Here is a 24,472-nt window from a genome sequence, read left to right on the forward strand (position 1 = left end):
CCCGGCATGGGGCCGGGCTTTGAGGAGGACTATTTGGACAAGCGTGTCGGGGCTGCCAGGGGCTCGCCTTGATAGATGCAGCGCCCTCGAGATCGAGCGCCGTCCGCACGGCGCATCGCGGATGAATCCGCTCCCACATTGGTTGCAACGTGCCTATGCCTGACAGGCCATGGTTGTTCGCCTTGTCGACACGACGCGATATCGAGCCGAACCCGACAGCCTCCCCGCGATAGATCGCCGCAAGACAAAGGCTGGCAACTCAAATCCCACAGGCCATGGTACGTTGCAACAAATGTGGGAGCGGATTCATCCGCGATGCGCCGCGCGGGCGGCGCTCGATCGTGATGGCGCTACAAGGCTCAAGACAGGCGCCTTGAAGCCTTGATGCGGTTTCCCGCCAGATACCCCTGCCCCTCCAGAAGCGCCAACGATCACCCCTGCCCGTTCAACCACGCCCTCCACCCGCCCCACTCGCTGATATCCCGCGCCCCTTCCAGCCCATACCCCTCGCAGATGAAGCCGGTCTCCCAGCGTCCATCGCCCAGCTCGACCTTGCCCAGCCCAAGCGGCGCCGGGATCTCGCTGAGGAAGGCGCCAAGGGCAGCGCTGGGCAGTTGCCAGACCTCCACCGCGATGGCCACGCCCCCCGTGTCGACCCGGACCATCCCCGGCCGCTGCACCGGCCCGCCGGCCAGGGCATACAGGCGATAGTTCGGCGCACTGCAGGTCGCTTCCAGCAGCGTCGCGCCCCGCTGTTTCAGCTGCCAGTTGAGCGCCAGGCCATCCAGGTGGGCACCACACACCACCACCCGCGCCTGGTCGTTGCGTGCCGGGCGAGCAGGAAGCTCGTCGCCCTGGAACGCCGCGGCGAGGCTGAGCAGGTACTGGTCGGTGAACGCCCGGCCGAACAGGGTGACGCCCCACGGCAGGCCATTGTCCATGCGCCCGCTGGGCACGGCGACCGCCGCATAGTCGAGCAGGTTCATGAAGTTGGTGTAGTAGCCCAGTTCGGCATTGCGCAGCAGCGGCTCTTCGGCCAGTTCGGCGAGGGTCACCGGGCGCCCGATGGTCGGTGTCAGCACACAGTCCAGGCCGGCCAGTTGCCGGTCGCACTCGGCCTTCAGCTGTTGCAGGCGGTACTGCGCGCGGAAGGTGTCCACACCGCTGACCTGCGGGGCCTTGGCCAGTACCGCATGGATCACCGGCAGCAGCGCCGCCGGTTGCGTACGGGCCAGCTCGCCCACCACGCTGTAGCGTTCCGCGACCCAGGGGCCTTCGTACAGCAGCCGCGCAGCTTCGAGGAACGGCGCCAGGTCGATGCTCACCGCCTCGCCCCCCAGCGCCCGCAGGCGCTCGACCGCCGCGGCGAACAGGCCCGGGCCTTCTGCGCAGCCGAAGAATTCCAGGTCCTGCTGCCGTGGCACGCCGAAGCGCAAGCGGTCGATCCGGCCGAAGGCGCTGCCCAGGTTCCAGCCCGGATTGGCCCGGCTGTACTCGTCCCGCGGGTCCTGCAGCGCCAGCAGTTGCAGCAACTGGCTGGCCTCGCCCGCGGTGGCGGTGAAGGTGGTGACGCAGTCCAGGGTGCGACACGCCGGCACCACGCCAGCGGTGGAGATCAGCCCCTTGCTGGCCTTGAGCCCGACCAGGCCATTGAGCGCCGCCGGCACCCGCCCGGAGCCCGCCGTGTCGGTACCCAGGGCGAAACTGGCCAGGCCCAGGGCCACCGCCAGCGGCGAGCCGGCGCTCGATCCGCCCGACGGGTAGTCGTCGAGCACGCTGTTGATGCAGGCGCCATAGGGCGAGCGGGTGCCATTGAGGCCGGTGGCGAACTGGTCGAGGTTGGTCTTGCCCAGCGGTACCGCGCCAAGGCGGATCAACTGCTCCACCACCGTCGCCGAACGCTCCGGCGTGTAGGCGAACGCCGGGCACGCCGCCGTGGTCGGGATGCCGGCGAGGTCGATATTGTCCTTGATCGCGAACGGCACGCCGTACAGCGGCAGGCTGTCCAGCGCGACCCCGTCCAGCGCCGCCAGGTAGGGCTCCAGTTCCGCCACGCTCAGCAGGTGGATGAACGCCTTGTAACGGGCGTTCAGCGCCAGCGCGCGTTCGCGCAGGGCCAGGATCAGTTCGCGCGGCGACTGCTCGCCGCTGCTGTAGGCGCGACGCAGGGCGTCCAGTTGCAGGTTGACCTTCATGCCTCGACTCCTTCTTCGTTCACCGGTTCCAGCACCACCACCCGTTGTCCGGCGCGCACCGCGCAACCCGGTTCGACCCGCACCTCGCGCACGATCCCCGCGCAGGGGGCGCACAGCGGGATTTCCATCTTCATCGACTCCAGCACCACCAGTTCCGCCCCCGCCTCGACCCGCTCACCGGGCGCCACCCGCACCTGCCAGAGATTGCCGGCGATGCCGCTCTCGACCCCGGTCAGCCCCGCCGGCAAGGGCGCTTCGTCACCCGCCTCGACCTGCGCTTCGCTGCTTTCGAAATGCGCCTGGCCGCTGTCGATCCAGCGTTGTCGCTCGGCGGCGAAGGCCGCCTGCTGCTGCGCACGAAACGCCTGGATGCCGTCGGCCTCGCGTTGCAGAAAGGCCTGGTAGTCCGAAAGGCGCAACTGGCTCGGCTCGATCGCCAGGTCGAAACGACCCAGGGGAAAATCGCGGCGGATGCGCAGCAGCTCCTCGGCCGTCACCGGGTAGAAACGGATCTGGTCGAAGAAGCGCAGCAGCCACGGTTTGCCGGCGAACGCCGCGACCTCGCGGTAGCGGTCCCACATCTGCAGGGTGCGCCCGACGAACTGGTAGCCGCCCGGCCCTTCCATGCCGTACACGCACAGGTAGGCGCCGCCGATGCCCACGGCGTTTTCCGCGGTCCAGGTGCGCGCCGGGTTGTACTTGGTGGTGACCAGGCGATGGCGCGGATCCAGCGGCGTGGCCACCGGCGCACCGAGGTAGACGTCGCCCAGGCCCATGACCAGGTAGCTGGCGTCGAACACCGTGCGCTGCACCTCGTCGAGATTGGGCAGGTCGTTGATGCGGCGGATGAACTCCAGGTTGCTCGGGCACCAGGGCGCGTCCTTGCGCACGGTGGTCATGTATTTCTCGATGGCCAGCTGGCAGGCCGGGTCGTCCCAGGACAACGGCAGGTGGACGATGCGCGACGGCACCTGCAGGTCGTCGCTGCTGCACACCTGCTGCCACTCGCCGGCGACGATCTCCAGCAGGTGGCCCAGGGGCAGGCGCTCCGGCTGGTAGTGGACCTGCAGCGAGCGGATGCCCGGGGTCAGGTCGATCACCCCGGCCAGCGCGCGGGCTTCCAGCGCCTGCATCAGGGCATGGGCGCGAAAGCGCAGGACCAGGTCGAGCTCGGCGGCGCCGATCTCCAGCAGCACATGGGTATCCCCCGCCACCCGCGCCACCAGGCGGCGGTCCTGTTCGCCGATGTCCAGCACGATCGGCGAACGCAGTTCGACGTCCGCCTGCACCTGCGCCGGCTCCGCCAGCAAGGCTGCACAGGCCAGCTGCCGCGCGGTTTCCAGGGAGGTCGGCAGGAAGCGCAGCTTGTCCCCGGCCTTGAGTTGCCCCAGTTGCCAGAGGTCGGCCTCGATCACCGTGACCGGGCAGACGAAACCACCGAGGCTCGGGCCATCGGGGCCGAGGATCACCGGCATGTCGCCGGTGAAGTCCACCGCACCGATGGCATAGGGGTTGTCGTGGATGTTCGAGGGGTGCAGGCCGGCCTCGCCGCCGTCTGCGCGGACCCACTCGGGTTTCGGCCCGATCAGGCGCACGCCGGTGCGACTGGAGTTGAAGTGCACCTCCCAGTCGGTGGCGAAGAAGGTGCGCATGTAGCCTTCGCTGAAGTACTCCGGCGCGCCATGCGGGCCGTAGATGACCCGGATCTGCCGCACTGCAGCCAGTTCCGCCTGCAGCGGCAGGTCGTCGCCCGCCGTGGTGTCGTCCAGCGCCGCCAGGTGCAGGACATCCCCCGCCCGCAGCGCGCGACCGGCATGCCCGCCGAACTGGCCGAGCATGAAGGTGCTCTTGCTGCCCAGGTAGTCCGGCACCTGGAGGCCGCCGCGCACGCACAGGTAGGCACGCGCCCCGGCGCCGCCGATGCTGCCCAGGCTCAGGGTCGCACCGGCGCGGACCAGCACGCTGCGGTTCATGGCAATGGCCTGGCCGTCCAGGCTCAGCGGCAGGCTGGCACCGGTGACGGCGATCACGGCATCGCAATTGAAACGCAGGGACGGCCCGCTCATGGTCACTTCCAGCGCCGCCGCGCCTTCCGGGTTGCCCAGCAGCAGGTTGCCCAGGCGCAGCGCGCGGCTGTCCATCGGACCGGACGGCGGCACACCCACGGCCCAGTAGCCGAGGCGCCCGGGGTAGTCCTGGACGCTGGTCTGGGTGCCGCCACTGAGCACCTCGACGGTCGCGGCGCGATAGCGCAGGCCTTCCAGGCAGCGGGTCCAGGGGCTGCCACTGACGAAGGGGGCGTCCTCGAGGATCTGCCGCAGGTAGGCGCGGTTGCTCTCGACGCCATGGATTTCGCTGTCGCCCAGGGCCCGGTGCAGGTCCTGGCGGGCCTGTTCGCGGTCGTCGGCCCAGGCAATGACTTTGGCGATCATCGGATCGAAGTACGGCGCGATCTCGCAGCCGGCGCTGACCCAGGTGTCGATGCGCAGCGCCTGGCCGTCCGCCGCGGGGAAGCGCACCGCGGTGAGCAGGCCGGGGCTGGGCTGGAAGTCCTTGCCCGGATCTTCCGCGTAGAGCCGTGCCTGGATCGCATGGCCGCGCGGTTCCAGGCCGGCGGCCAACTGCTCCAGCGGCGCCAGTTCGCCGGCCGCCAGCTCGATCATCCAGCGCACCAGGTCGACACCCCAGACCTGTTCGGTCACGCCGTGCTCCACCTGCAGGCGGGTGTTCACTTCAAGGAAGTAGAAATGCCCCGCATCGCTGTCGTAGACGAACTCGACGGTGCCGGCGCTGCGGTAGCACACGGCCTGCGTCAGCCTGATCGCCGCCTCGCAGAGCGCCTTGGCCATGCCCTCGGGCAGGTTCGGCGCCGGGGTTTCCTCCAGCACTTTCTGGTTGCGCCGCTGCACCGAGCAATCGCGCACGCCCAGTGCCAGCACCTGCCCGGCACCATCGCCGAACACCTGCACTTCCAGGTGCCGCGCGCGCTCGATGTACTTCTCGATGAACACCCCGGCATCGCTGAAGTTGTTCTGCCCGAGGCGCTTCACGGCCTCGAAGGCGTCCTCCAGCTCGGCGGCCGAGCGACACACGCGCATGCCGATGCCGCCACCGCCGGCGGTGCTCTTGAGCATCACCGGATAGCCGACCGCGCTCGCGGCGCGCAGGGCTTCGTCGAGGCTGTCCAGCAGGTCGGTGCCTTCCAGCAGCGGCAGGCCTTGCTCACGGGCCAGGGCGCGGGCGGTGTGCTTGAGGCCGAACAGGCGCAGCTGCTCCGGCGTCGGCCCGACGAACGCCAGCCCGGCGGCTTCGCAGGCCTCGGCAAAGGCGGCGTTTTCGGAAAGGAAGCCGTAGCCCGGGTGAATCGCCTGGGCGCCGCTGTCGCGGGCGGCGGCGAGGATCTTGTCCACCGCCAGGTAGGTGCTGGCGGCGGCGCCCTCGCCCAGGCTGATGGCCTGGTCGGCGTCGACGATATGGCGGCTGGCGAGGTCGGCTTCGGCATACACCGCAACGCCCTTGACCTGGAGTGCGCGCAGGGTGCGCAGGACGCGGCAGGCGATGGCGCCACGGTTGGCGATCAACAGTTTTTCGAACATGACAACGTCCCCCGGAGGCCGGTGAAGGCCCCGACTGGGTTGCGGGTCGTCCCGCGATGGTTTTGGCGGTCCGGGGTCGTCCCCGGACTCACGATCAGGACAGGCGGGTGGCTTTGAGTTGCCCGCTGCGGGCCTGGCAGGCGGTGAAGAGGCACAGGCGCAGCGTGCGCAGCAGGGTCTTCAGTTCCATATCAGCAGCTCCGCCGGGGTGGGGTTGTAGCCGTTGCACGGGTTGTTCAGTTGCGGGCAGTTGGAGATCAGCACGATCACGTCCATGTGCGCTTTCAACTGCACGTACTTGCCGGCCGCGGAGATGCCGTCCTCGAAGGTCAGGCCGCCTTCCGGGGTCACCGGGACATTCATGAAGAAGTTGATGTTGGGGCCGATGTCGCGCTTGCCCAGGCGGCCATCGTGGCAGCAGGCGCGCAGGTAGTTGTCGCGGCAGCTGTGCATGTGGCGCTTGTCGAGGGCGTAGCGCACGGTGTTGCTTTCCTGGGCACAGGCGCCGCCGAGGGTGTCGTGGCGGCCGCAGTTGTCCTCGACGATGGTCAGCAGCGGCCGCCCGAGGTTGGAATACAGCACGCTGCCGACGCCCAGGTAGACATTGCCCTGGCGCCGCAGGGTGCGCTGCACGTCGTAGCGCTCGCGGGGATTGGCGGCGCTGTAGAACAGGGTGTCGACGGCCTGGTTGCCTTCCAGGTCGAGAATGCGCAGGGTCTGCCCCGCCTTGACTTCGGTGAGCCACGGCTCGCCGGCGGGAACGGTGGCGCGGTAGACCGCGGTGTGCGCTTGCAGGGGTGATGTCATCGCTGGGTCCTCAGGCGAACAGGCGCTGGGTGTTGAGGAAACCGCGCTCGTTCTCCGGGCGCGAGGTACGGCAGTGCTCGGCGACGCTGGCGTCGGCCTGGGCGAAGGTCAGGTGCAGGGGTTTCGGCGCGTAGTGCGGATCCGGGTCCATCGGGTGCTGCAGCGCGGTGACGACGAACAGGGTGTCCATCGGCGCGTACAGGTCGATGCGGTCGCCGGCCCTGGAGTTGCCCTCGACGAAGCGCAGCGCGCCGTCCGCGGCGACATCGACGCGACTGAAGAGGTTGAGCGGCATGCTCAGGTCGGACAGGGTCAGGCCCCACTTGCCCATCTCCACCAGCAGGTTGTCGCTGCCGTTGCGATGGAAGCCGTTGCGCAGTTCCTGATAGCGGCCGACGCCGTATTTTTCCGCGACTTCCGCGGCGTCGAGGACGCCGCCGATGCTGTCGCTCCAGCCGCAGCTGTCGCCGACGATGGCCGCCAGCACGCGGCCCATGTCCGAGTACAGGCAGTGGCCGTCGGTGAGTTTGGCCGTGTGCTGGCACTTGAGGCTGTCCGGCAGGTTCAGGCGCTCGCTCTTTTCCCGGGCATTGAACAGCATCAGGCTGAGGTTGGCGCCGCCCTGGATATCGGTGACGCGCAGCAGTTGCCCGCGCTTGAGGACGAACGACAGATGGCCGCCGCCGGGCAGCAGTTCCTCGGCGAAAGGATGGATATGGGTCATGCTCGACCTCCGGATTGCGATGAAAGAAGCGCGGGCAGTTCGGCCCGGGCGCTGAGGCGTTTGCCGTTGAGCGGCAGGTCGTAGGTGACGCGGGAGCCGAACGCGGTGGGCGCATGCGGGTCGTGGCGGACCTTGTCGAAGACCAGCAGGCGGGTGCCGAGGCTGAAGCCTTCGCTGAGGTCGTGGGTGACCATGAACACGGTCACCCCGGTGTTCCGCCACAGCTCCAGGAGCAAGGCGTGCATGTCCTTGCGGATGCCGGGATCGAGCGCGCCGAAGGGCTCGTCGAGCAGCAGCACCCTGGGCTTCATGATCAGCGCCTGGGCGATCGCCAGGCGCTGCTGCATGCCGCCGGAGAGCTGGCTGGGGTACTTGTCCACGGCATGCGCCAGGCCGACCTGGCCCAGCAGTGCCGCGGCCTGCTCGCGGGCCGCGCGCTTGTCCTGCCCGAACAGGCGCCCCAGCAGCGGCGCGCGCGGCAGCTCCAGGCCAAGGGCGACGTTGTCCAGCACGCTCAGGTGGGGAAACACCGAATAGCGCTGGAACACCACGCCGCGTGCCGGATCGGGCTCGCCGGGCAGCGGCTGGCCATCGAGCAGGATCTGCCCGCGGCTCGGCCGTTCCTGGCCCAGCAACAGGCGCAGGAAGGTCGACTTGCCGCAGCCGGAGGCGCCGACCATGGTGCAGAACTCGCCCTCGGCGATGCTCAGGTGCAGGCCTTCGAGCACCACGTGCCCGTCGTATGCCTGCCAGACGTTGTTGACCTCGATGAAGCTCATGTCCGCGCCCCCTCGTACCAGGGGAAGGCGCGCCGGGTCAGGGTCTTCAGCAGCCAGTCGGTGAGCCAGGCCAGCAGGGTGATCCACACCACGTAGGGCAGGATCACGTCCATCGCCAGGTAGCGGCGCACCAGGAAGATCCGGTAGCCGAGGCCGTCCTCCGAGGCGATCGCCTCCGCCGCGATGAGGAACAGCCAGGCCGACCCCAGCACCAGGCGCAGGGCGATCAGCAGGCGCGGCAGCAACTGCGGCAGGATCACTCGCAGGACCAGGGTCCAGGTGCTGGCGCCGAGGGTCTGCGCCTTGATCAGCAGCTCGGCGGGAATCTCCCGGGCGCGCTGTTCCAGGTCGCGGGCCAGCACCGGGGTGATGCCGATGACGATCAGCATCACCTTGGACAGCTCGCCGAGGCCGAAGACGATGAACAGGATCGGCAGGATCGCCAGCGGCGGGATCATCGACAGCACCACCAGCAGCGGCGACAGCGGCGCACCGAGCAACGGCACAGTGCCGGCGGCGATGCCCAGGCACAGGCCGAGGCCGGCACTGATCGCCAGGCCCGCGCCGAGACGCTGCAGGCTGGACGCGGTGTCCTGCCACAACAGGTAGTGGCCGCTGCGCTTGTCCTCGACCAGCGCCATGCGCTGCACCGCCGCGCCCATCTGCGCAGCGCCCGGCAACAGCTTGTCGTTGGGGTTGTCGGCCAGGCGCTGCGCCGAGCCGAGGAAATACGCGCACAGCACCAGGGCGAACGGCAGGATCATCAGCAGCAGCCGCGACGGCCGGTCGGGATGACGGTTGATCAGGCGCATGGTCTGTCCCTCGCTCACAGCGAACCGTCGACGGCCATCTGCAGGTAGGTGGGATCGAAGCGCAGCTTGAGGTTGCCGCGGTCGCCGACGATCACCTGGTTGGCGAAGCTCATGCCCACCGCCTTGCTGTCCCTGGCGCCCTCGCCCAGCAGGCCGTGGTCGAAGGAGAAGGCGGCGACCTTGTCCATGGTCTTGGCCAGCTCGGCGCTGGTGACGAAGGTCAGCGCGGCCTGCGGCGTGTCGAACAGGTAGGTGGTGGAAAGCTGGCCTTCGAAGCCGTCGAGATCGGTGCCGGAGGCCTTGGCCATGTGCTCCACGGCGGCCTGGCGCTGTGGCGAGCTGCCGGCGAGCAGCGCCATCACCTCGTACCAGGCGCCGGTCAGGGCCTTGCCCAGGGCCGGGTTGTCCTGCAGGGTCCGGGTGTTGACCACCATCAGGTCGAGGATTTCGCCGGGGATGCGGCTGGAGTCGAACACCTGGGTTACGCCGGGCTTGTTCTTCACCTCTTCCAGCATCGGGTTCCAGGTGGTCACCGCCTGCACCTCGGCGGTGTCGAAGGCCGCGGCGATATCGGCGTCGGCGGTGTTGATCACCTTCAGGTCCTTCTCCCGCAGGCCCGCCGAGTCCAGCGCGCGGGCCAGCAGGTAGTGCGACACGGACAGCTCGACCAGGTTGACGGGCATGCCCTTGAGGTCCTTGACCGTCTTGCCGGCGCCCTTGAGCACCACGCCATCGTTGCCGTTGGAGAAGTCACCGACGATCAGCGCGGTGCTGTCGACGCCACCGGCGGCGGGGATGGTCAGGGCGTCCATGTTGGTCATCGCGCAGCCGTCGAACTGGCCGGCGGTGTACTGGTTGATCGACTCGACGTAGTCGTTGACCTGGGTGAGCTTGATCTGGATGCCGTACTTGTTCGCCCATTTGTCGACGATGCCTTCGGCGGCGGCGTATTCCCACGGCATCCAGCCGGCGTAGATGGTCCAGCAGATATCGAAATCGGTCTTGGCCGCGGCTTTCGAGTGAGGACTGGCGAGCAGGACCAGGCCGGCGGCGAGGAAGGCGCAAAGCAGGGACTTTCGCATGGAGAGGCTCCAGTTGACGGTGGACGGACAGGGAGCAGCACGACACTCATTGCTAGTGAGTGGTCTGTCTCCCGGGCTTTTATCCCGCCGTGTAACCTCGACTGGAGGTCGTCGGCTCTCGGTCCAGACGCCCGCTGTAGCGGACCGGAACCCTAGCCGACCATTTTCGGATTGTGGTGCAATTCAGCTGGCGCTGCTCCCGCACGGGGGGAGTGATGCGAGAGGCGTGCCAAGTGGCGAAACCAGCGAGTCAGCCCCGTTTGCCAAGGCTGTCGAGACAGGCAAGCGTGGCGCTCATCGCCTTTTCTGCGCTCTCTTGGAGCATCGCGCACCGTCGCGGCGCACGGTCATGCCCAGTCCCTCCTGCGCATCACCCCATCGGGCCCACTTGCAGCAGGTAGTCACGCAGATGCTCGATGAAGGCGTTGATCTTCCGGGTGGCGCGGCGGGTACTCGGGTAGACCGCCAGCAAGCGCGTCCCCAGCGCTTTCTGGTCGAAGTGGTAATCACCCAGTACGACCTGCAGCCGCCCGTCATGCAGATAGGGCAGCACGCTCCAGTATGGACAGGGCAGGATCCCCTGGCCGGCGAGACAGGCTTCCAGCAACAGTTCGAGGTTGTCGCTGCTGAGTCGCCCGCGGTGCCTGACGAGATGGCGCTCGTCATCCTTTTCCAGACACCAGCCATCACCCAGCGCCGGGTGCCGGTAGACCAGCCATTCGAAGCGGGCGAGCTGATCGGGGTGCGTGGGTACGCCACTGCTCTGCAGATAACCCGGGGCGGCGCAAAGCACTGCCCGGCTCTCGCCGATGTCCCGGGCAATCAACCCGGGCAAGTCGCTGTGGCCCAGGCGCAGCGCCAGGTCGTAGCGGCCATCGAGCAGGTCGACATAGTCATCCGACAGGTCGACCTGCAGGCGCAGGCCCGGGTGCTGCGCCATGAACGAGGCACACGCGGCGTTGAGGAATGGCCGCCCGAACGCCAAGGGTCCGCTGATCCTCAGCGTGCCTTGCAGGCTCTGATGCAATTGGGCGATTTCTTCTTCGGATTGGCGCATCCGCTCGAGCACTTCCCGGGCGCTTTCCAGGTACAGCATGCCCGCTTCGGTCAGCGCCATGCGCCGGGTGGTGCGCTCGAACAGGCGCGCACCAAGGTCCGCTTCCAACAGGCGAATGGCCTTGGCCACCGCCGAGGGTGTCTTGCCCAGGTGTTCGGCCGCCCGGCTGAAACTGCCAAGTTCGGCACTGCTGACGAACAGCTGCATACCACAAAACTTATCCACGATTTAGTTCCAGAATTCCCAAGAGTTGTGCCAAGCGCGAACTCAATAATTGCAACGAACGCCTCTAATCTACGCCAGGCATCCTGAATAGCGCCAACCAGCGCCCCGAACAATTTTGCCCAGACCACCACGCGACAACGACAGCGTGACGGCTTTTGCGCCCACAAGGCCATAAATCGCTTCTTCCAGACGCTGGAACCACACACCGCAGCGAATGGAGACTGCCCTCAGGCCCTGCATAAAAACAACAACAACACGGGAACCAACACCTTCATGACTCGTACTCCCCTGCCTTGCCTGGCATTGCTTTCGTGCGGCCTGCTGTCCACTCCCTCGGGCTGGGCCGGCTATCAATTCAACCTCGACGACCTCAAGATCGATGCCACCCTCGGCGCGGGCGGTGCCATCGTCAGCACGCGAGGGAACAACTTCGGCAGCGGCCAGGTGGACCTGCGCAGCGGTGCCAACCATGGCAATCGCTCCACCTGGCAGGAGTTCTTCCTCAAGCCCGGCATGACCCTCAGCTATGGGCTGGAACCCGACCTGGAACTGCTCGCCGGTGCGTCGGCGATTGGCGCCACCACCTTTGGCGACGGCGATGCCGGCGGCTACACCCGCAGCTCGGACGGCAGGACCGCCATGGAAGAGGCCTATGCCGGCCTGCGCGTTGGCGACTGGCGCTTTACCGCTGGCCGACAGAACTTCATGGTCGGAAGCGGCTTCATCGTCGCCGATGGCAACCTGGACATGTTCAAGGACGGCGCCTTCTGGTTGGCACCGCGCACGGCATTTCGCGACTCGGCGCTGGTCCGCTATGCCCATGACGCCCTGCAGGGACAGGCATTCAGCCTGCGCACCGATGACCATGCCGGTGACTACCGTCTCAACGGGGTGAACCTCGACTACCGCCTCGCCGACCGCGTCACCCTGGGGGCGATGGCCATGGGCGTCGATGCCCTGGCCAGCCGCAGCGAGAACCTGGCGCCGCGCGACGGCATGCGCGTCTACAACGTGCGGGCATTGAACGGCCAGCTACCGGGCCTGGACGCCCTGACCCTGCATGGCGAGTACGCCGTGCAACGCGGTAACGGTGAAGGCGTGCAGTACCACGCCTCGGCCTGGTATGCCCAGGCCGACTACAGCTTCGCGCAACTGCCCTTGACGCCGCTGCTCAGCTATCGCCACGCACGCTTCTCCGGCGATGACGACCCGAACGACAACACCCGCAAGAGCTGGGACCCCTTGAACAAGGGTTTCATCGACTGGAGCACCTGGCTGATCGGCGATGTGGTGGGCAACTACGTGCTGATCAACAGCAACGAACGGGTCGACCAGTGGACGCTGAAAACCCACCTCAGCGACACCGTGACGCTGGGTGGCATCCACTACCAGTTCTCCCTGGACCAGAAGAACTTCAACGGCATGCCGGTGGATGACCGCCGCTTCGCTGACGAAAACGTCGTGTTCCTCGACTGGAACCCCACGAAAAGCCTGCACACCTCACTCGCTTACAACTGGGTCACCCCCAGGGGTGCTGCCAGACAGACCATGGGCAATGATCGTTTCCAGGCCCTGGAACTGTATTTCCTCTACACGTATTGACCGCACGGGTCGCGAGCGCCTGGACACCAGGCCGCTCGCGCCCCCTACCTGTAACACTGGAGTTGCCATGCCTCAGATACCCGAACTGATCATCACCCACGCCAACATCCATACCATGGACGATCATTTCCCCAGGGCCGAAGCCATTGCCATCGGCGCGGGGCGCATTCTCGCCATGGGCAGCAATGCCGATATCGAACGTCTCGCGGGCGCCGCCACGCAGCGTATCGATGCCGGGGGCCGGTTGATGTTGCCCGGCCTGCAGGACACCCATGTGCACTTCCAGTTGAGCAGCGCCGACCTGTATCACAACGCTGCGCTGTATGACGCCACCACGCTCGACGAACTGCTGGCGATCATCCGCGATTTTGCCCAGGCCAACCCGGACAAACCCTGGATACGGGGCGTCGGCTTCTCCGTGGCACGCTTCTCCCCCGAGCAATTGACCAAGGAGCTGCTCGACAGCGTGACCGATGGTCGTCCGGCGTTGATGTTCGCCAGCGATTACCACAACGGCTGGGCCAACAGCGCCGCCTTCGCGGTCGCCGGCGTGCGCCCTGGCAGCCCGGAACCGGACAACGGCAGCTACCTGCGCCTGCCCGACGGCACCCCCAAGGGCTGGCTCATCGAGGACGCGATCTGGGCCATGGGCCGCATCGCCCCGGGCTACAGCGACGCGGACTACCTCGAGGCGATGGCCCACTACAGCAAGGTATTCAACAGCCGCGGCATCACGGGCGTGCTCGATGCCATGGTCAGCCGCAACTACATGAAGAACTACCAGGCCTCGTACGACCGTGGCGACCTGACGCTGCGCGTGCGCGCAACCTCCAAGGTGTTCGCCCACAAGCCGCTGGACGAGCAGTTGCGCGAGCTGATCGACCTGCGCAACACCTACCAGGGCGACCGCGTCTCGCTGCACTCGGCCAAGTTCTTCCTCGACGGCGTACTGGAAAACGGCACCGGGGTACTGGTCGAGCCGCGCCACGATACCGGCGGCAACGCCGAGTTGATGTTCACCCAGGACCAGATCAACGAATACTTCACCGCCTTCGACCGTGAGCGCTTCCAGTTGCACGTGCACAGCATTGCCGATGGCGCCGTGCGCGCAGCCGTCGACGGCATCGAGTACGCACAGCAGCAGAATGGTAAGTGGGACGCCCGCCATCAACTGGCCCACCTGCAGGTCGTGCACCCCGCGGACATACCGCGCTTCCGTGAACTGGGCATCCTGGCCAATTACCAGACCCTGTGGGCGCAACCCAATCCCGAAGCCGATGCCATCGTCGACGCCATGCTGGGTGAGGAGCGCATCCAGTGGAGCTACCCCATCGGTGAGTTCATCCGCCAGGGCGTGACCTGCATGGTCAGCAGCGACTGGGGCGTGACCACCTTCGAGCCGTTCCAGATCATGCAGTGCGCGGTCACACGGCAGAACCCTGCCACGGGCGAAGCGGGCCCTGCGCATACGCCGCAACATCGCATCAGCATCGAGGATGCGGTCAAGGGCTATACCCTCAACGCGGCCCATGCGGCCTGGCGCGACGATTGCACCGGCAGCCTGAGCGTCGGCAAATACGCCGACCTGATCCTGCTGGACCGCGACCTGTTCAGCATCTCGCCCTACCAGATCGGCCAGACCCAGGTCCTGCTGACGCTGCTCGAAGGGCGTGAAGTCCACCGGCATCCCGCCTTCACCGCCTGACACCCCGCGACGCGACACCGCCAAACCGCTCGCCGGTCATGCGCCGGCCGCGGTTCGGTCAAGAATAACAACGACACAATGATCTGGAGTCCACTATGGGCCTGGCACATGGAACATCGGATAGCCAAGGGGCTACCGGCTTGCGGCGCACCCTGGGCATGAAGGACCTGATTGCCTATGGATTGGCCTACATCGCGCCCATGGCGCCGCTGACCACCTTCGGCTTTGTCTGGGATGCATCGGGTGGACTGATTGCCCTGGCCTACCTGCTCGGGGCTGTCTGCATGTACTTCACCGCGCAAAGCTACGCCACCATGTCCGCCACGGTGCCCTGCTCGGGATCGGTGTACGGGTTCGCCCGCCACAGCCTCGGCCAGCTGCCGGGCTTTATCGCCGGCTGGCTGATCCTGCTGGACTATCTGCTGATCCCGGCGCTGGTGTTCCTGGTCATGGCCGTGGGGCTGCAGACCTTGCTGCCGAACCTCGACCGCGCGACCAGCCTGGCCGGCCTGGTGGTGATCTCACTGGCGGTCAACTGGCTGGGCGTGGCGGTCACCACCCGCGTCAGCCTGGTATCGGTGGTGGTCCAGTTCCTGGCCATGTTCGCCCTGGTAGCCCTGGCCCTGCAGGCACTGGCCGACGGCAAGGGCGCGGGTGCGCTGACCGCCGCGCCGCTCTACGCTGCCGACCAGTTCGACCTGATGAAGATTTTCACCGCGACCTCGATCTGCGTCCTGTCGTTCCTCGGCTTCGATGCCATCTCGACGCTGTCCGAAGAGGTCAGGAGCGATGACCGACGCATGATCGGGCGCGCCATTTTCAGCGTGCTGGCCATCTGTACCCTGCTGTTCGTCGGCAGCACCTGGGTCCTCGGCAACCTGATGCCCGGGGTGCAGATCAGCGACCCCTCCAGCACCATCTATCAACTGCTGGCGGTACAGATCAGTCCGTTCAGCGCCCTGGCCGTGGCCTGGCTGATCGCCCTGCTGGCAGGTTTCACCAATGTGCTGCCGATGCAGGTAGGGGTGTCGCGGGTGCTGTTCGCCATGGGCCGCGACCGCCAGCTTCCCGGTGTACTGGCACGCCTGCATGCCAGGAGCGGGACGCCCCATGTCGCCTTGCTGTTTTCCACGCTGGTGTCGCTGGTCGTGGCGGTGGTGATGCGTGACCACATCGACACGCTGGCATCGTTCGTCAACTTCGGTGCGCTTTCGGCCTTCGCCCTGCTGCACCTGTCGGTGCTGGCCGAGTTCGCCTTCAAACAGCGCAGCCGGCGCGTCTTCGCTCACTGGATAGTGCCTGTGATGGGCATCGCGGTGGTTCTGGTGGTGCTGCACGGCATGCAGCGTACGGCCCTGGAAATCGGCGGCGCCTGGCTGCTGGTCGGCTGTGCGTACGGCCTGTTCCTGCGCCGTAGAGGACGCATCGCCCTGAAGATCTGACGCTACTGTTCCTTCGCCCCCAAGGATGCCCCATGCCCACTGTTTCAATTCAATGGAAAGTGACGCTGCTGGCAGGCCTGTGCCTGCTCTGCACCATCGCGTTGCTGACGGGTAGCGCGTTGTACCAGGCCGACCATGGCCTGCAACGTGTGAAGCTGGCCAATGCCGACATGCTCGAAGCAGCGGCCCAGGCACGCCTGCAAGCGCGTGCCGAACAGCAGAGGGAAGCGCTTCAGCGCTTCTTCGCCGAGACCCATGCGTTCACCGGTCAGTTTGGCCGTCAGGTCTTGCAGCTACGCAGCCAAGGCAGCCGGCATGGCGTCGATGCACAGGCGCTGCGCCAGGAGATGGTGCAGCTGGTACACAACGAGCTCAAGGCCAATAACGCCTTGTTCAGCCTCTACCTGGTCTTCGAGCCCAATGCGCTGGACGGCCAGGACTCGCGCTTTGCCGGCGCTACGTCCCTGGGCAGCAATGCCAGGGGACGCTTCAGCGTCTACCGGGCCCGGACCGGCAGCGCGGATGTCACCCAGACGGTGGAGGAAGAAAAGATCACCGACCCCACTGCCATGCCCGACGGCACCCCCTACAACGCCTGGTACCAATGCCCGCGGGAGACGCGCCAGGCCTGCGTGCTCAACCCCTACTTCGACGAAGCCTCGGGGCAACCCGTGCTGATGACTTCGCTGGTGATCCCGCTGTTCGAGGACGGCAAGGTGGTCGCGGTGATAGGCGCCGACATCAGCCTCAGCCATCTGCAGCAACTCAGCCTGGAGGGCAGTCGGCAACTGTATGACGGCCAGGGCGACGTACGCATCGTCAGCCCGGCCGGCTTCCTCGCCGGCGACAGCCGCCATGCCAACCTGCTCGGCCAGCCGCTGGCCAAGTCCCTCGACGATGCCAGCGCCAGGGAGATCCTCGCCGTGCAGGCCACGGGCAACTCCCGGGTGCTGTCCCGTGACGGGCAGTTGCGAATCGTCGAACCCCTGCAGGTGATACCGGGTTCGGCAGCGTGGAGCCTGGTTCTGGATGTGCCACGCCAGGTACTGCTGGCCCCCTCCCTGGCCCTGGAAAAGGAACTGGATGCCGGCAATGTCGCCGCGACCGTCAGGCAGATCGCCTTCGGCACTGGCCTCGCCTTGCTGGTCCTGCTACTGCTGTGGCTGACCGTGCGCGGCGTAACCCGGCCGATACTCGGCCTGGCCCGCATGCTCGGCGACATCGTCAATGGCAACGGCGACCTGACCCAGCGCCTCACGTACCGGGGCCGGGACGAGCTCAGCGCGCTGGTCGCCGGGTTCAACCTTTTTCTCGACATGCTGCAGCCGGTTATCCGTGATGTGAAAGGCTCGGTGCAGGATGCCCGCGCCACCGCCGATCGCTCCGCGGCGCTCTCGACCCAGATCAGCGCAGGGATGCAGCAGCAGTTCCGGGAGATCGAGCAAGTCGCCAGCGCCTCCCAGCAGATGAGCAGCAGCGCGCACGACGTCGCCAGCAGCGCCGCCATGGCCGCGGATGCCGCGCGTGGCGCAGACGCGGCAACCTGCGACGGGCTGGCGGTGATCGGACACACCCGCCAGGTGATCGACAGCCTCGCCGCCGACATGAACCAGGCCATGGCCCAGGTCGAAAGCCTGGCGACGAGCAGCGAGCAAATCGGCTCGGTGCTGGAGGTCATCCGTGCGATCGCAGAACAGACCAACCTGCTGGCCCTCAATGCCGCCATCGAGGCGGCACGCGCCGGGGAGGCAGGACGCGGGTTCGCCGTGGTCGCCGACGAAGTGCGCAGCCTGGCGCGGCGCACACAGGCTTCGGTCGAGGAAATCCGCCAGGTGATCGAGCGTTTGCAACAAGGCACCGATGAGGTCGTCGACGCGATGCAGGGCAGCCATCAACTGGCCCAGGGCAGCGTCGCCCAGGTCAACCAGGCCGTTGCGGCGCTGCAGCGCATAGGAGGGGCTGTGGCGGTGATAACCGACATGAACTTGCAGATCGCCAGCGCCGCCGAGGAGCAGAGCGCGGTGGCCGAGGAAATCAACGGCAACGTCGCCGGGATCCGCGATGTCACCGAGTCACTGTCCGGACAGGCGCAAGCCTCGGCACAGATCAGCCGGTCGCTGAACCAGGTGGCCAACCAGCAGCAGAACCTGATGGAACAGTTCCGCGTTTGAACCGACGCCTGCAAGGCCCGCTCGCAAAAGGGGCGTGGCCTTGCAGCCGATCAGTGCGACAGCTACCCCCCAGCGCCTCCTCCTTCATCCCCTGCCCTTCGATTCAGCTCCGCTGAGGCCTAACCCAAGGCCTTGTTGACTTGACAGGAAAGCCACGTAGCATGGTTAGCTTTTTATACAAGCTATGGTAACCAGGCAATGGCGAAACGCGATTCAAAGGCCAACACCGCGAAGGAGACCACCATCACACTCGCTTCGATGCTGGACAAGAACGGTGATGACGCCAAATTCCGCGAACTTCTGCACAATATCTTTGCCTTTTCCAGCAAGATAGAAGCGATTCGCGGTGAGTTCGGCAAGATCATCGGCCTGACCGGTATCGAGTTCACCTGCTTGATAGCCACCGCCCATCTGCGTCAGCACGACAAGGTTTACGTGAACAGCCTGGCCGATCATCTGCACCTGAGTGGCGCGTTCATCACCCTGCAAACCAACAAGCTCGCAGAAAAAGGCCACCTGTCGAAAACCAAGGACTCCAACGATGCCCGTCGCGTCCTGCTCGAAGTGACCGAGACCGGTCAGCAAGCCCTGAGCAACCTTGGCCTGACCCAGCAGCAGGTCAACGACATCCTGTTCGCCGGCATTGACCAGCAGAGTTTCGCTGCCCTGTGCGAGGCGTTCCGCGTGCTGGTTGGCAACAGTGATCAGGCGTTCAAGCTGGCGAACTACCTGAGCAATAGCGCTACCTGACCCAGACAGCAAAAAACCGCAGACTCCGCTGCGGTTTTTTGTGTTGCCGACGATCGGGTGTTGTTCAGATCTCGTCGTGGAGGTCGTACTGCCCGGCGAAGGTATCCAGCAAGCTGGCGCTGCGCTTCCAGTCGAAGGTACGGAATGAAGAACCTTTGGTCACGAACGTCGCCCCTGAATAGAACATTTCATATTGGGTATGCCGTGACGCGAACTCGGAACCGATGGCGTCCCAGGCGAGGTTGAAGAACTTCACCCGCTGTTCGGCGTTGGCAATCGGCGACTGCTGGGTCTTCTCGATCAGCGCGCGCATCTCGGGGTTGGCGAAGTCCTGGGTCGAGGACGGCAGCATGATCACCCCACCACCCGCCAGGTCGCGCAACCGCGCAATAAAGCTCGGATACAGCTGCTGGGCAATGACCTGCGCGGCATAGAGCAGGTGGCGATCCGGCACGAAGTATTCGCCAACCTGCTGCCCCTTGCTTTCCATGCCGTTGACGAAGGATTCGGAAATGGCCGCCTCCGCGGCGATCTGCCCGAGGATCTCGCGCACCTGCGGCAAGGCGATGATCCCGTTCATCTCGGCGGTGCGATACGCCACACCGGCAAGGAAACGCATCTTCACCATCAGGCGCACCTGGGCCTGGTAGTTCTGGTAGACGTGGGCCGGGGTTTCATGGAACTGGGCCATGCACATTTCGGTGTCGCGATGAACGAATACGCGCTCCCAGGGAACCTTCACGTCATCGAAATACAGCAGCGCGTCGTTTTCGTCGAAGCGGCTCGACAATGGGTTCTGGAACACACTCCTGTTGTGCTCTTCATAGGACTTGCGCGACAGGATCTTCAAGCCAGGGGCATTCATCGGGATCGCAAACGACACCGCGTACTGTTCTTCCTCGCCCTTTTTCAACGGCTGCAGGCAGGTCACCAGCACTTCGTTGGCCATGATGCCGCCGGTGGCCAGCATCTTCGCGCCACGGATGGTCAACCCGCTGTCATCCTCGGCCGCGATACCGGCAGTGAGAAACGCATCCTTCTGCTCGCCCGTCGACTTGGAACGGTCGGCCTGGGGGTTGATGATCACGTAGGTCAGGTAGAGGTCGTTGTCGCGAGCGTAGTGGTAGTAGTCGAGCAGGTTTTGGGCACGCACTTTGTCGTACCGCTCGAAGCGCTCGATCCCCATGACCATGCCCGAGATGCAGCTGGCCACATGGTCCGGTGCCCGCCCCAGGAAACCACAGCTCAGCCCGGTCCAGGCTTCCAGGGCCATGCGCCGTTGCTTGAGTTCGGCCTGGCTGCGCGGCAATTGCCAGATACGGTTGTAGCGCTCGCCGGTGAGCGGATCGACCGTGGTCATCAGTTCCAGGTTGTCGTGCTGGTAGTCATACAGCTTGCTCAACCAGGTGACGGAGTTGGCGAACGCCGGGTGGCTGGTGACATCGTCGACACGCTCGCCGTTGATGAAGACGTTGCGCCCATCGCGCAGCGACGCAATGTGTTGGGCTGAGGTTTTTATCATTGTTGTTTCTCCAAGAACCTGGACGGACTGAAAAAGAAGGCTGCGGGCTCAGGCCAGCTCTGCGTACTGGCCGCGGCAGAACACCAGGGGCACGCTGTGATGACTGCTGCTGAAATTGACCACCTCGCCGACGAAGATCACGTGGTCGCCACCGTCGTAATGCGCATAGGGCTTGCACTCGAAGTGCGCCAGGGCCCCCACCAGCAGCGGCACGCCGGTATCGCGGGTTTCCACTTCGACGTTTTCCCACTTGTCCTGGCGGGCACGGGCGAAGCGGTTGGAAAGCTCCCGTTGCTCCTGGCTCAGGACATTGACGGCGAAGTTGCTCGCCGACTGCATGGCCTCCAGGCTCAGCGCCCGTCGGTCGAGGCTGAACAGTACGAGGGGGGGATCGATGGAGACCGAATTGAACGAACTCATGGTGATACCGAGGGGGCGATTGCCGCCATCCACCGCCGTGATCACCGCAACGCCGGTCGGGAACTGGCCTAACGCGGCACGAAACTCAGAAGCATCGAAAGACATGAGATCACCCTTTGAATATTAGCTTTGTTGTAAAGCAAATATCAGCGAACTGAGGTTCCTCGTCAAGCTTTTTATATTAGCTTTCTTTGAAAGCTAAACAGCCAAAAAAAGCCTGCCCGCAGCACGCGGACAGGCTATGGACACAAGGTTTGAAGCTCAGCCGCGCAGCGTCCGCGCCAGCAGCGCTTCCACCGCCCAGGCAATGCTCAGCAGGCGTCGGTCGTGACCGTGCTCGCCCATCAGCATGACGCCCACCGGCGCTTCGCCTGGCGCGTGACACGGCAGGCTGATGGCGCAGCGATCGAGGAAATTCGCCAGCGACGGGTTGCGCAACATCAGCAGGTTGGTATGGGCGAAGCACTCAGGGTCGGCCATGTCTTCCAGACGCGGCGCCACGGTGGGAACCGTCGGCATGATCAGCGCGTCGAACGGCGCGCTGAGCGTTGCCACCCTCTGCTGCAGATCAGCCCTGGCCTGCAGCAGGTCGATGTAGTCGGCGGCGCTCTGCAGGCGGCCTTTTTCGATGCGCACCACCACGTTCGGATCGTAACCGTCGCGTTTCGTGGCGATCAGCTCACGGTGCCAGGCCCAGGCTTCGGCGGCGGCGAAGCCGCCCTTGGCGTTGATCCCGGCAAGCTCGCCCAGCTCAGGCAACGCAATCTGCTCGATGTGCACCCCTGCGTCGGACAAGCAGGCCAGCGTCCGCTCGAAGGCGGCGGCGACGCGGCTGTCGATTCCCTCCAGCACCAGCGTTTGCGGCACGGCCAGGCGCAGGCCTTTGAGTTGAGTGCCAAACAGCGGCTTGCACGCATCGCCGCAGAGGATGTCGTTGAGGATCGCCACGCATTCCACCGAAGCGCCCAATGGCCCGACCGAGTCGAGGCTGCTCGACAGCGGCGCTACGCCGCGCCTGGACACATTGGCTGCCGTGGGCTTGAAGCCGACGACCCCGCAGAGCGCCGCCGGGATACGGCAGGAGCCTCCGGTATCGGTGCCCAGGCTGGCGATCGCCATCTGGTCGGTGATGGCGACCGCGGCGCCCGAGGAGGACCCGCCCGGGATGCGCGGATCGGCCCGGTCCCACGGGTTTTCCGGGGTGCCGTAATGCGGGTTCAGGCCAAGCCCGGAATAGGCGAATTCGCTCATGTTGGTGCGCCCTACCGGAATGAAACCGGCATTGCGCAAGCGCCGCACCACATCGGCATCGACCTGTGCAGGCGGGGTGTCGGCCAGCACCCGGGACCCGCAGGTGGTGACTTCACCGGCCATGTCGAACAAGTCCTTGATACTGATCGGCACCCCGGCATACGGCGGCAAGGGCACCCCTTGCGCCCTGAGCCGGTCATAGGCCCGAGCCTGGGCCAGGGCCTGGTCATCCAGGCGTCGGGTGAACACTTTCGCGGCCAATGCTGGCTGGCGGTCCATATGGTCGATGCAGCGCTGCACCAGTTCTTCACAGCTCAAGCCAGAGGTCATGGCCTGGCGGATGGTAAGTAGTGTCATGGCAGGGTTCCCGGCAACAGGGGCACCGGCGATTGCCAGTGCCCAGGACGAGACAGGCCCGGCTCATCCTGACCGCGACAGTGCAACGTCGAACGGACAGGATGAAACCGGGCCTGGCTCAGCAGCGATTAGGCGTAGTAGTGGATTTCCAGCAGCACGCAACCGGACTCGGAGCGGAACGGGCCATGGAAGGCTCCCGGCGGACGGCAGGCATAGGTGTGCGGCGCGAACGGCTCACCACCGCGGCCCTGCTCGTCGTTACCCACGGTCAGGTCGCCGGACACCAGGTACACCTCCTCCCAGTAGTCGTGGACGAACGGCTTGGTGGTGAAGATCCCCGGCTTGAAACGCAGCAGGCGCGTGCGCGTGCCCGCCTTGCCCGGCTCATCCAGCGACCCGGCGAGGATCTTCTGCTCGATACCCGGCGGATACCCCGGCGGGACCTCCCAGCCATCGTTCATGTCCACCGCATAGAATTCTTTGTGTTCTTTGTTGATCATTACAACGTTCTCCTCGTTTCAAGCCTCGATGCTTGAGCGGCAAATCGCCCGGACCTGACCTAGCCAGCGTTGCGGGCAAGGTCGGCCTGGGCAACGGTAGGGGTCATGCGCCAGCGCGGTCGGCTTCGATCAGGCTGGCGGGGGAGCGGTCCGGGCTGTACCAGGCAAACAGCAGCATCGCGGCCGCACCCACCACGCCAGGTACGGCGAACGCCAGGAAATTCATGCTCAGCGGCAGATTGGCACCCAGCAGCATGCCGCCCAGCAAGGGCCCGGCAATGGCGCCGTTGCGCCCGATCCCCGAGGCCCAGCCGAGCCCGGTGGAGCGGATGGGCAGGTCATAGAACTGCGCCGCACAGGCATACAGCAGGATCTGCGTGCCGATGGTGGTGGCGCCGGCGATGCCGATCAGCAGGTAAAGCACTGGCGCCGGGCTGCTCAGGCCCAGCAACGCGATGGAGCCTGCCGCCAGCAGCAGGAAGCTCACCAGCACCCTGGACAGTGCGAAGCGATCACCCAGCCAGCCACCAGCGATGGCGCCGAGCACCGCGCCGAGATTGAGCGCGACCAGGAAAGAAAGGCTCGAGCCGAGGCTGTAGCCGGCACCGGCCATCAGCTTGGGCAACCAGGAACTGAGCGCGTAGATCATCAACAGGCAGCAGAAGAAGGCAATCCACAGCAACACCGTACGCAGCGCCCGCCCCTCCTGGAACAAGGTCGGCAACGAGGCTTTGCTGCCGGTGCTGGTGGCAATGCGCAGTTCAGCGTCCTGTCCAACCCCGCAGTCGGGGTCGACGCGCAGCAGCAGCGCCCGCGCCTGTTGCTTGTGTCCCTCGCGCCAGAGTATGCCGATCGATTCCGGCAACTGGCGCAGGATCACTGGCAGCAGCAGCAACGGTACGGCGGCGGCGTAGAACATCGCCTCCCAGCCAAAGCGCGGCAACAGGTAGATCCCCACTCCCGCCGAGAGCATGCCACCCAGCGGGTAGCCACAGAACATCACCGCCACCAGCAGGCTGCGCGCCTTCTTCGGCGCGTATTCGTTCATCAGCGCCACCACGTTGGGCATCAGCCCGCCACAGCCCAGGCCCGCGATGAAGCGGCAGATACCGAATTCCACCGGGGTACTGGCGAAACCATTGACCAGAGTGGCCCCGCTGAACAACAGGCAGCACACCGCAATGCTCTTCCTGCGCCCTACCTGGTCAGCCAGCGTGCCGAACAGCACCGCACCCAGCATCATGCCGAACAGCGCATAGCTGCCCAGCGCACCGGCCTGCAACGCCGAGAGCCCCCATTCCTGCATCAACACCGGCAGCACCACGCCGTAGATGAACAGGTCGTAGCCGTCGAAGATCAGCAGCAGCGCGCACCAGCCCAGCAATTGCCAGTGGAATCCCGAAAAGCGCGCAGGGTCGATAACTGCCTGAACATTGATTGTCTGCATGTCCTGGTTCTCTTGTTTTTGTTGTTGT

18 protein-coding genes, 1 pseudogene and 1 riboswitch are annotated in these 24,472 nt (G+C 65.7%); of the genes and pseudogenes, 6 read left to right on the top strand and 13 right to left on the bottom strand.

Annotation, left to right across the window (positions count from 1 at the left end; genetic code table 11):
* Positions 1 to 431 precede the first annotated feature (431 nt).
* The 8 genes from atzF to RTI28_RS17000 all read right to left on the bottom strand — a co-directional run bounded on the left by atzF (position 432) and on the right by RTI28_RS17000 (position 11,277).
* Positions 432 to 2,195, bottom strand: coding sequence for an allophanate hydrolase (atzF, locus tag RTI28_RS16965; protein ID WP_316921532.1), 1,764 nt, complete (start codon positions 2,193 to 2,195; stop codon positions 432 to 434).
* A complete protein-coding gene (gene uca, locus RTI28_RS16970) occupies positions 2,192 to 5,791 on the bottom strand; it encodes an urea carboxylase (RefSeq protein WP_316921533.1) in 3,600 nt (1,199 codons plus the stop codon). Before uca ends, atzF begins: the two co-directional genes overlap by 4 nt.
* A gap of 180 nt (positions 5,792 to 5,971) precedes the next feature.
* Entirely contained in the window at positions 5,972 to 6,598 is a 627-nt protein-coding gene (locus tag RTI28_RS16975; RefSeq protein ID WP_316921534.1) for an urea amidolyase associated protein UAAP2, read from the bottom strand.
* 10 nt (positions 6,599 to 6,608) lie between these two features.
* Entirely contained in the window at positions 6,609 to 7,322 is a 714-nt protein-coding gene (locus tag RTI28_RS16980) for an urea amidolyase associated protein UAAP1 (protein WP_316921535.1), read from the bottom strand.
* Positions 7,319 to 8,101: an ABC transporter ATP-binding protein gene (locus tag RTI28_RS16985; protein ID WP_316921536.1), complete on the bottom strand. Its 783-nt coding sequence runs from the start codon at positions 8,099 to 8,101 to the stop codon at positions 7,319 to 7,321. Before RTI28_RS16985 ends, RTI28_RS16980 begins: the two co-directional genes overlap by 4 nt.
* A complete protein-coding gene (locus tag RTI28_RS16990; protein ID WP_316921537.1) occupies positions 8,098 to 8,913 on the bottom strand; it encodes an ABC transporter permease in 816 nt (271 codons plus the stop codon). Before RTI28_RS16990 ends, RTI28_RS16985 begins: the two co-directional genes overlap by 4 nt.
* Before the next feature lie 14 nt (positions 8,914 to 8,927).
* Positions 8,928 to 9,995 (bottom strand): putative urea ABC transporter substrate-binding protein, encoded by a 1,068-nt coding sequence (locus RTI28_RS16995; protein WP_316921538.1) that lies wholly within the window; start codon positions 9,993 to 9,995, stop codon positions 8,928 to 8,930.
* A 66-nt stretch (positions 9,996 to 10,061) separates the two neighbouring features.
* A riboswitch (guanidine-I (ykkC/yxkD leader) is annotated at positions 10,062 to 10,162 on the bottom strand.
* Positions 10,163 to 10,365: 203 nt separating this feature from the next.
* Positions 10,366 to 11,277, bottom strand: coding sequence for a LysR family transcriptional regulator (locus RTI28_RS17000; RefSeq protein ID WP_316921539.1), 912 nt, complete (start codon positions 11,275 to 11,277; stop codon positions 10,366 to 10,368).
* Positions 11,278 to 11,550: 273 nt separating this feature from the next.
* Between RTI28_RS17000 and RTI28_RS17005 the strand changes: the two genes are divergently transcribed.
* From RTI28_RS17005 to RTI28_RS17025, 6 genes and pseudogenes are all read left to right on the top strand, one after another.
* Positions 11,551 to 12,879: an alginate export family protein gene (locus tag RTI28_RS17005; RefSeq protein WP_316921540.1), complete on the top strand. Its 1,329-nt coding sequence runs from the start codon at positions 11,551 to 11,553 to the stop codon at positions 12,877 to 12,879.
* A 67-nt stretch (positions 12,880 to 12,946) separates the two neighbouring features.
* The gene (locus RTI28_RS17010) at positions 12,947 to 14,584 is read left to right on the top strand and encodes an amidohydrolase (protein ID WP_316921541.1); all 1,638 of its coding nucleotides are present in this window, start codon (positions 12,947 to 12,949) and stop codon (positions 14,582 to 14,584) included.
* A gap of 140 nt (positions 14,585 to 14,724) precedes the next feature.
* Positions 14,725 to 16,026: an APC family permease gene (locus tag RTI28_RS17015; protein ID WP_316921542.1), complete on the top strand. Its 1,302-nt coding sequence runs from the start codon at positions 14,725 to 14,727 to the stop codon at positions 16,024 to 16,026.
* A gap of 347 nt (positions 16,027 to 16,373) precedes the next feature.
* Positions 16,374 to 17,339: pseudogene (locus RTI28_RS30375) on the top strand (HAMP domain-containing protein); the annotation flags it as partial.
* A gap of 102 nt (positions 17,340 to 17,441) precedes the next feature.
* Entirely contained in the window at positions 17,442 to 18,197 is a 756-nt protein-coding gene (locus tag RTI28_RS30380) for a methyl-accepting chemotaxis protein (protein WP_410479008.1), read from the top strand.
* Between the two features lie 198 nt (positions 18,198 to 18,395).
* Positions 18,396 to 18,947, top strand: coding sequence for a MarR family winged helix-turn-helix transcriptional regulator (locus tag RTI28_RS17025; protein ID WP_316921544.1), 552 nt, complete (start codon positions 18,396 to 18,398; stop codon positions 18,945 to 18,947).
* A 64-nt stretch (positions 18,948 to 19,011) separates the two neighbouring features.
* Here the strand turns inward: RTI28_RS17025 and RTI28_RS17030 are convergent, their stop codons facing one another.
* From RTI28_RS17030 to RTI28_RS17050, 5 genes are all read right to left on the bottom strand, one after another.
* Complete coding sequence (locus RTI28_RS17030) at positions 19,012 to 20,469, bottom strand: 4-hydroxyphenylacetate 3-hydroxylase family protein (RefSeq protein WP_316921545.1); 1,458 nt, start codon at positions 20,467 to 20,469, stop codon at positions 19,012 to 19,014.
* A 48-nt stretch (positions 20,470 to 20,517) separates the two neighbouring features.
* Positions 20,518 to 20,994, bottom strand: a complete 477-nt coding sequence (locus RTI28_RS17035; RefSeq protein WP_316921546.1) for a flavin reductase family protein — start codon at positions 20,992 to 20,994, stop codon at positions 20,518 to 20,520.
* A 156-nt stretch (positions 20,995 to 21,150) separates the two neighbouring features.
* Positions 21,151 to 22,497: an amidase gene (locus RTI28_RS17040; RefSeq protein ID WP_316921547.1), complete on the bottom strand. Its 1,347-nt coding sequence runs from the start codon at positions 22,495 to 22,497 to the stop codon at positions 21,151 to 21,153.
* Positions 22,498 to 22,625: 128 nt separating this feature from the next.
* Complete coding sequence (locus RTI28_RS17045) at positions 22,626 to 22,997, bottom strand: hypothetical protein (protein ID WP_316921548.1); 372 nt, start codon at positions 22,995 to 22,997, stop codon at positions 22,626 to 22,628.
* Positions 22,998 to 23,100: 103 nt separating this feature from the next.
* The gene (locus RTI28_RS17050; RefSeq protein ID WP_316921549.1) at positions 23,101 to 24,444 is read right to left on the bottom strand and encodes an aromatic acid/H+ symport family MFS transporter; all 1,344 of its coding nucleotides are present in this window, start codon (positions 24,442 to 24,444) and stop codon (positions 23,101 to 23,103) included.
* Positions 24,445 to 24,472: the final 28 nt, after the last annotated feature.

The sequence above is a fragment of the Pseudomonas sp. zfem002 genome, assembly GCF_032621685.1.
In the GTDB taxonomy this organism is placed as follows: domain Bacteria; phylum Pseudomonadota; class Gammaproteobacteria; order Pseudomonadales; family Pseudomonadaceae; genus Aquipseudomonas; species Aquipseudomonas japonica.

Coding starts and splice junctions, on each gene's coding strand:
- RTI28_RS17025 (WP_316921544.1), top strand. CDS start 18,396: ATGGCGAAACGCGATTCAAAGGCCAACACCGCGAAGGAGACCACCATC.
- RTI28_RS16975 (WP_316921534.1), bottom strand. CDS start 6,598: ATGACATCACCCCTGCAAGCGCACACCGCGGTCTACCGCGCCACCGTT.
- RTI28_RS16990 (WP_316921537.1), bottom strand. CDS start 8,913: ATGCGCCTGATCAACCGTCATCCCGACCGGCCGTCGCGGCTGCTGCTG.
- RTI28_RS17005 (WP_316921540.1), top strand. CDS start 11,551: ATGACTCGTACTCCCCTGCCTTGCCTGGCATTGCTTTCGTGCGGCCTG.
- uca (WP_316921533.1), bottom strand. CDS start 5,791: ATGTTCGAAAAACTGTTGATCGCCAACCGTGGCGCCATCGCCTGCCGC.
- RTI28_RS17030 (WP_316921545.1), bottom strand. CDS start 20,469: ATGATAAAAACCTCAGCCCAACACATTGCGTCGCTGCGCGATGGGCGC.
- RTI28_RS16995 (WP_316921538.1), bottom strand. CDS start 9,995: ATGCGAAAGTCCCTGCTTTGCGCCTTCCTCGCCGCCGGCCTGGTCCTG.
- atzF (WP_316921532.1), bottom strand. CDS start 2,195: ATGAAGGTCAACCTGCAACTGGACGCCCTGCGTCGCGCCTACAGCAGC.
- RTI28_RS17045 (WP_316921548.1), bottom strand. CDS start 22,997: ATGATCAACAAAGAACACAAAGAATTCTATGCGGTGGACATGAACGAT.
- RTI28_RS17050 (WP_316921549.1), bottom strand. CDS start 24,444: ATGCAGACAATCAATGTTCAGGCAGTTATCGACCCTGCGCGCTTTTCG.
- RTI28_RS30380 (WP_410479008.1), top strand. CDS start 17,442: ATGCAGCAGCAGTTCCGGGAGATCGAGCAAGTCGCCAGCGCCTCCCAG.
- RTI28_RS16985 (WP_316921536.1), bottom strand. CDS start 8,101: ATGAGCTTCATCGAGGTCAACAACGTCTGGCAGGCATACGACGGGCAC.
- RTI28_RS17040 (WP_316921547.1), bottom strand. CDS start 22,497: ATGACACTACTTACCATCCGCCAGGCCATGACCTCTGGCTTGAGCTGT.
- RTI28_RS17010 (WP_316921541.1), top strand. CDS start 12,947: ATGCCTCAGATACCCGAACTGATCATCACCCACGCCAACATCCATACC.
- RTI28_RS17035 (WP_316921546.1), bottom strand. CDS start 20,994: ATGTCTTTCGATGCTTCTGAGTTTCGTGCCGCGTTAGGCCAGTTCCCG.
- RTI28_RS16980 (WP_316921535.1), bottom strand. CDS start 7,322: ATGACCCATATCCATCCTTTCGCCGAGGAACTGCTGCCCGGCGGCGGC.